This window comes from Methylobacterium sp. Leaf118 (assembly GCF_920984675.1).
In the GTDB taxonomy this organism is placed as follows: Bacteria; Pseudomonadota; Alphaproteobacteria; order Rhizobiales; family Beijerinckiaceae; genus Methylobacterium.
On sequence record NZ_CAKLBV010000016.1, the window covers coordinates 81,755 to 88,774 of the forward strand.

Sequence of the window (7,020 nt, forward strand, 5' to 3'; positions counted from 1 at the left end):
CTGCACCTGCGCTGCCTGCCGGATAACGGGGCGATGCGGCATCTGGCCGGGACCCTCGGGGCGGACCTGCGCAGCCCCCCCGGCGAGAGCGAGGCCGCGCTCACCCTCGCGCGGCCGACGCCGCTCTCGCTCTGGCGCGAGGGTCTCGACGGGCTGCTGGATCTCGGCCTCGCCGCGGCGGCGCTACCGCGGGAGGCCATCCCGGTGCCCGGCCTGACGCGGGCGAGGGCGCGACGCGGCCGGGACTCACGGACGCGACCCTGAGCGTCTGTCTCGGATCGGCTGTGTTCGCGATCCGGCGTCCCCGCCCGGGCCAAGGCGTTCGGCCCCGGCCCGTCTCCCCCGCTCTCCGTTTTCTGACGGCCTCGCCGGGCCGCGGTCGCCGCTGGGCGGGGCAACGCCCTGCGCGAGCCGCGCCGGTCCGAAGCGAAGAGGCCGTTCGAAAACAGCTTTTCGAAACGATGGGTTTCGCTCGTTTCCGTTTTCGATCGATCGGGTTTCGCGCAGAATGCGGGTATCGAGGGTCTGAGGCAGGCCTCGAACGGACACCGATACCCATCCGGGCCGCGCCCCTGCGGCCGATCGACGAGGGAGCAGACGCGATGAGCTGGCACAGTGCCGACGATCCCGTTCCGGGCGACCATTTCAGCTGCGACGCGATCCAGACCCTGATCGTGCCCCGCTCGCGCGATCTCGGCTCCTTCGCGGTGCGCCGCGCGCTGCCCTCCACCCAGTGCCGGATGGTCGGCCCGTTCATCTTCTTCGACCAGATGGGCCCCTCCGAGTTCCTGCTCGGGCAGGGCATGGACGTGCGCCCGCACCCGCATATCGGGCTCTCCACCGTCACCTACCTGTTCGACGGCGAGATCATGCACCGGGACAGCCTGGGCACGGAGCTGCCGATCCGGCCGGGCGAGCTGAACTGGATGACCGCCGGGCGGGGCATCACCCATTCCGAGCGCACCGCGACGACGCTCCGCCAGACCGGCTCCCGGCTGTTCGGCATCCAGAGCTGGGTCGCCCTGTCGGCCCGGGACGAGGAGACCGCGCCGGCCTTCGAGCATTACGAGGCCGACGCGCTGCCGGTGCTGACCGGCGAGGGCAAGACCGTGCGCCTGATCGCGGGCGAGGCCTTCGGCGCGCGCTCGCCCGTGCGCAGCTCGAGCCCGATGGTCTATGCCGACGTGGCGCTGGAGGCCGGCGCCGTGCTGCCCCTCGACCCGACCTACGACGAGCGGGCGATCTACACGGTCTCGGGGGCGATCGAGATCGCGGGCGACGGCTTCGGGCCCGGCCAGCTCCTCGTGTTCCGCCCGGGCGACCGCATCAGCGTGCGCGCGACCGAGGCCGCCCGCTTCATGGTGCTCGGCGGCGAGCCGATGGACGGCCCGCGCCATCTCTGGTGGAACTTCGTCTCCTCGCGCCCCGAGCGGATCGCCCAGGCCAAGGAGGATTGGCGCCAGGGCCGGTTCGACACCGTGCCCAACGACGCGGAGTTCATCCCCCTGCCGGAGGATCCCAAGGAGGATCCCAAGCAAGCCCCGACCCCCGTCCGCTACCCGTAGCGGCCGCCGCATTCCTGGCGCGGGGCGTCGCCGAGGCCCCAGGCCCGTGTCATGCGGCCCCGCCGAGGCGCCGCATGACACGGGCCGCTGCCGCCGGCTCATCCCGCGCGGCGCGCCCGCCGGACGCATGGGGGGCGCCCGGTCCGGTCGGGGCGCGTCGCGCCGACGCGCTTGGTAAAGCCGGAACGGCCACGCTCGAACCCCACGGCGCCCGACCCGCGCCCTTCCTCACCGCGAAAGGTCCGATCCGCCATGGCTGTCGAAGCATCCGGGGCCGCGAGCGAGCTCGTTCAGGTCGTCTCCCTCCTGGCCGCGGGCGTCGTGGCCGTCCCCCTGTTCAAGCGGCTCGGGCTCGGCTCGGTGCTGGGCTACCTGCTGGCCGGACTCGCCATCGGTCCGTTCGGCCTGGGCCTGTTCTCGGACGCCCACGCGATCCTGCACGTCGCCGAACTCGGCGTCGTGATGTTCCTCTTCATCATCGGGCTGGAGATGGAGCCGTCCCGGCTCTGGGGCATGCGCCGGGAGATCTTCGGCCTCGGCCTGCTGCAGGTCGGCGCCTGCATCGCCGCGCTGATGGCGGTCGGCATCGGCCTCGGGTTCACCCCCGTCGTCGCCTTCGTGGCCGGGACCGGCTTCGTGCTGACCTCGACCGCCATCGTCATGCAGCTGTTGGAGGAGCGCGGCGCGCTCTCGCTGCCGAAGGGCCGGCGCATCGTCGCCATCCTGCTGCTGGAAGACCTCGCCATCGTGCCGCTGCTGGCCGCCGTCGCGCTGCTGGCGCCCGGCGGCAATGCGGCGACCGGGGCGGAGCGGGCGCTGTCGATCGCGATCGCCCTGGGCTCCGTCGCCGCCCTCGTGGCCGCGGGGCGCTGGCTGCTGAACCCGCTGTTCCGCCTGCTCGCCGCCTCGAAGGCCCGGGAGGTCATGACGGCCGCCGCGCTGCTCGTCGTGCTCGGCTCGGCCCTGGCGATGCAGCTCGGCGGGCTCTCCATGGCGATGGGCGCGTTCCTGGCCGGCGTGCTGCTCTCGGAATCGAGCTTCCGCCACCAGCTGGAGGCCGATGTCGAGCCGTTCCGCGGCATCCTGCTCGGCCTGTTCTTCCTCGGCGTCGGGATGTCCCTCGATCTCGCCGTGATCGCCGCGAACGGGGCGCTGATCCTGATGAGCGTGGCCGCCTACATGGTGGTGAAGAGCCTCGTGATCTACGGCGTGGCGCGGGCCCTGCGGGCCTCGCATGTCGAGGGGCTGGAACGGGCGGCCCTGATGGCGCAGGGCGGCGAGTTCGCCTTCGTGCTCTATGCGGCGGCCGCGAGCGCCGGCATCATCGACGGCACCACCAACGCCGTCCTGACCGCGACGGTGATCCTGTCGATGGCGGCGACGCCCCTGATCGTCATCGCCTTCGACCGGCTCGGGCCCAAGGCCACGCCCTCCACGGACGGCATGGAGGCGCCGGAGGATCTCGTCGGCAGCGCGCTGATCATCGGGTTCGGCCGCTTCGGGCAGATCGCCAGCCAGCCGCTGATCTCCCGGGGCTGCTCGGTCTCGATCATCGACACGAGCCCCGACAACATCCGCCTCGCCGAGGGGTTCGGCTTCAAGGTCTATTACGGCGACGGCGGGCGGCTCGACATCCTGCGCGCGGCGGGCGCCGCGACGGCGCGGGCGATCCTGATCTGCGTCGAGGACCGCGAGGCCGCCCGGCGCATCGCCGAGATCGCAAAGGCGGAGTTCCCGCTGGTCCCGGTGCTGGCCCGGGCCCGCGACCGGGAGCACGCGATCGCCCTGATCGAGGCGGGCGTGGCCTACCAGATCCGCGAGACGGTGGAATCGGCCTTCGCCCTGGGCGAGCGGGCGCTCCTGGCCGTGGGCTCCGACCCGGAGGCGGCGGCCGAGATCATGGAGGAGGTCCGCCGCCGCGACGTCGAGCGCCTCGACCTCGAGATCGTCGGCGGCCTCTATGCCGGCCGCGAGCTGATCCGGGGCAATGCCGGGGCGGCGCATGGCGGGCACTGAGGGCCGGAGCGCCGTTCACGCTGCTGCCCCCCGAGGTCCGGCCGATCGGTTCCGCTCCCCCGGGTAAGGCCGTCCTTCACCGCCCGCCCGGCTCGTGGAGCGGGCAGCCGTTGCGCTCGGCCCGGAAGTCGGCCGAGGCCGGATAGGTGGCGCGGCGGGCCCGCATGATCGCTCCGAGGGGCCGGTGCGCCGCGAGGCCGTGCCAGGGGTTGAAGGCGAGCCCGTCGTCGATCCGGCGCACCTTGTCCGCGCTCCAGGCGTCCTGGCGCGGCACGGTGAGCCGGGCGACCGCGATGTAGGGGCTCTCGTCCTCCGGCCATGGGACCGAGGCGTCCTCGACCGGCATGGTCTCCGCATCCGTGCGCAGCTGCGCCCGCAGCTCCCACACGCCCTCGTGCTCGGCAAAGAACGCGCTGACCGCCTCGCGCAGGCCGTTGGGCCGGCCGTTGACCGTGACGGCCGCCCCCGTCAGCGCCACCAGCTCGGGCGAGACCGGGGCGAGGGCGACCTTGGCGACGTAGTCGCCCCAGCGCACGGGCACCTGGCTGTAGAACGTCTCGCCGAGGATATGCGTCTCGGGGTGGCCGCCCAGCGCGATCACGGTCGGGCTCTTGGTGCCGACGCTCTCCAGCACGGTCTCGACGCCGCGCAGCACGGCGGAGACCGCCTTCTTGAGGACCTGCGGGGCGTCGGTGGTGGCGGCGAGCAGTTTCAGGCTCTTGAGGAAGGCGGCGTCGTCCGGCGCCGTGAAGGCCCGGGCATTGGCCATCACGAAATCCTGGGTGGCGCCCGCCGCGCCGGGCAGGCGCTCGCCCGGCACGCCGACGATCTTGAGCGCCAGCCCCCGCGGGGTCGAGACGCTGTCGTCGAGGATGTCGCCGGGATTGGTGGACAGGCGCAGGATCGCGTCGTAGCCGCCGGGCCCGTCGAACAATCCCTGCGCCAGTTCGAGGGGAAGGTGGGGCAGCACCTCCAGCCGGCCTTCGAGCAGGCCGTGGCTCTTGGCGTGCACGCCGCGCACCGCCCGGCCGTAATCCTCGAAGGTGGTGGTCTGGATCCGGGCGAAGGTCGCCAGCATCTCGGCATGCACCGCATCCTCGTCGGTGCGGGGCTGCTCCACGGACGGGTGATAGGGGATCGGGCTCGCGGCGCTCAACACCATCTCCGTGGAACCGGCCGCCCCCGGGGCAGGGCGCAAGGGTCGAAACCGGGGGCGAAGCGCGGCCGTTCCGGCGCGCCCGTCACGCTTTCGCGAGCGGCCCGTCGAGGGGGGCGAGGCGCGGCTCCGGCGCCAGCGGGCCCGCGGCCGGGCGGCGGGGCCGCAGGAGCGCCTGGGCGAGCCGGGGGGCGGGCGCGCCGGTCTGACCGAAGAGGTGCGCGTCGAGCCGCGCGAGGGCGTCGGCGATCTCCGGGTCGTCGCGCCAGAGGGCGGCGAGATCGGGCCGGGCCCGCAGGGCCTCCCCGAGGACGGCGCGCAGGGCGTGTGCGTCGTTCGCCCCGGCCGCCCGCTTCAGGGCGCGGGCGAAGCCCCGGTCGAGGCGAAGCCGCCCCGGCCCGGTGCCGAAGCCGACGAGGGCGAGCCCCAGGCCGAAGGCCGCCAAAGCGGCGGCCGCGAGCACCGGCCAGCTCGCGGGTGCGGGGGGCTTCAGATCCTCCTCCCGGTCGGGCAGGCCGCCGCCGATCTGGCGGGCCGGGATCTCGGCCTCGCGCATCGTGCGGGACGCGGTGTCGAACCACGGGATCTTGATGGCGTCGAGGGGGATCACCTCCGGCACGCCGGGCCGCACGTCCCACTGGTAGGTCGCCCGCGCCACGGGCCCCGAAGGCGTGATGATGGTCTCGCGCTTCACCGGTCCGGCGAAGGTGACGATGCCGCGGGTGCGCATGACCGGCCGGGGCGGCAGCCCCTCGGCGAGCATCCCCTGTGCCTCCAGCACGACGATGCGCCGGGCGGTCTCGCCCATCTTGATCGTCTCGGGATCGGGCTCCCAGTGATCGGTGATCGACACGTCGCGGGCCGGCAGCCACCAGGGCTCGGGCGCGTCCGGCCCGCCGCTGCCGGCCGTCCAGGTCGCGACCGGGAAGGGGACGGGCTCGGAGCGCACGTCGATCTGCTTGCGCTCGCCGTTGTCGTTGATCGTCAGGCGATGGATGAACGGGTCGATGGTGAAGGTGCCGGTGTGCTGCGGGAACACCGCGACCGTGCGCTGGAACTCCAGCGCCATCTGCCCGTCGGCCATCCGGGTGCGGCCCCAGGTGTCGCGGCCGAGCTGGGTCCAGGAGAAGTTCACGAGGGCGGGCTGGCGCACCTCCTCCAGGAGGATCTGGGTGCGGTAGACCCCGCGCAGGCGCAGCAGCACCATCTCGCGGGCATAGGGCGCCCCCGTCGGCGGCAGCTCGGGGGTCACCGTGAAGGTGAGGTCGCCGGGGTCGATCGCCTGGGCCGGGACGGCGAAGCCGAGGAAGGCGAACAGGAGGGGCACCTTCCAAGCCCTCCCCCGCAGCGGGGGGAGGGTTCGGGCGGCGCGGATCAATCCTGAGAGAATCACCACGGGTTGCTGCCTCCCGGGATCGCGGTGCCGGCGTCCACCCGGCGGGCCTGCTCGGCCTTGAGGCGCAGCTTGAGGAAGCGGCCGGGCTCGTCCGGCAGGGTCTGGAGCCAGAGCCGGTCGGGGTGGATCTCGTGCGCCTCGAAGCTCTTCGTCACACGACGCGCCTCCTTCTCCGGGGCGGCGGCGACCATGGCCGAGCCCGCGCCCTGGCGCCCGCGTCCGGCCGCGTCGCTCGCCGAGCCGCGGGCCTGCCCCTTGCCGGAATCGACCGCCTGCTGCTCGGCCTTGCCGCGCCGGGCCACCGGGCTCGTGCCCGGCAGGGAGGCGGACGCGCTCGCCTCCTTGTTGCCGGCCAGGCCCTCGCCGCTGGAGGTCGACTTGATGTCGTCGTTCTGGTCCTGGTTGGCGGTGTTGTTGTAGCGGGCGCCGTACTGGGCCGAGGCGTTGGCGATGCCGCCGCCCTTGCCACGGTCGATCGCCTCCTCCAGCGCCTTCGCGACCAGGGAGCGGTTGGCCTGGGCGTCGGCGTCGCGGGGGTTGTAGGCCAGCGCCTCGTCATAGGCGTCGAGCGCCCCCTTGAGGTCGCCGGAACGGGCGAGTGCGTTGCCGAGGTTGTAGGCGCCGCGCCGCCCTTGCATGCGATAGATCGCGATCGCCTCCGCGTAGCGCCCGGCCGCGTAGAGGGCGGCGGCCCGCCAGGCCGGCGCCTCGAACACGCCGAGCGCCGCCCCGGGCAATCCCGCCGCCAGCAGGGCGCGCCCCAGGGTGGTGCGCGGCTCGGAGACCAGCATCAGGCTGAGGATCCCGGCCCCGGCGAGCGCGAGCCCCGTGATCCGGGCGGCCCGGCGCCAGGGGCGCGGGAAGGCCCCGGGCGCGAGGCGCCCGAG

The 7,020-nt window shown here is 73.7% G+C and carries 5 protein-coding genes and 1 pseudogene; 3 read left to right on the plus strand and 3 right to left on the minus strand.

Going from position 1 to position 7,020, the window contains the following annotated elements; genetic code table 11:
• The 3 genes and pseudogenes from LW587_RS24145 to LW587_RS09510 all read left to right on the plus strand — a co-directional run.
• Positions 1–264, plus strand: a pseudogene (locus LW587_RS24145) (hypothetical protein); the annotation flags it as partial.
• A 338-nt stretch (positions 265–602) separates the two neighbouring features.
• Positions 603–1,565, plus strand: coding sequence for a pirin family protein (locus LW587_RS09505; protein ID WP_232629343.1), 963 nt, complete (start codon positions 603–605; stop codon positions 1,563–1,565).
• Positions 1,566–1,817: 252 nt separating this feature from the next.
• Positions 1,818–3,581, plus strand: coding sequence for a monovalent cation:proton antiporter-2 (CPA2) family protein (locus LW587_RS09510; RefSeq protein WP_232629344.1), 1,764 nt, complete (start codon positions 1,818–1,820; stop codon positions 3,579–3,581).
• Between the two features lie 76 nt (positions 3,582–3,657).
• Here the strand turns inward: LW587_RS09510 and LW587_RS09515 are convergent, their stop codons facing one another.
• The 3 genes from LW587_RS09515 to LW587_RS09525 form a co-directional block, all read right to left on the minus strand.
• Positions 3,658–4,737 carry a catalase family protein gene (locus tag LW587_RS09515; protein WP_232629345.1) on the minus strand — a complete coding sequence of 360 codons (1,080 nt, stop codon included), beginning with the start codon at positions 4,735–4,737 and terminating at the stop codon, positions 3,658–3,660.
• Positions 4,738–4,822: 85 nt separating this feature from the next.
• Entirely contained in the window at positions 4,823–6,064 is a 1,242-nt protein-coding gene (locus LW587_RS09520; protein ID WP_232629346.1) for a hypothetical protein, read from the minus strand.
• A 62-nt stretch (positions 6,065–6,126) separates the two neighbouring features.
• On the minus strand, positions 6,127–7,020 hold an 894-nt coding region (locus tag LW587_RS09525; protein ID WP_232629347.1), incomplete at its 5' end, for a tetratricopeptide repeat protein.

Coding starts and splice junctions, on each gene's coding strand:
- LW587_RS09505 (WP_232629343.1), top strand. CDS start 603: ATGAGCTGGCACAGTGCCGACGATCCCGTTCCGGGCGACCATTTCAGC.
- LW587_RS09510 (WP_232629344.1), top strand. CDS start 1,818: ATGGCTGTCGAAGCATCCGGGGCCGCGAGCGAGCTCGTTCAGGTCGTC.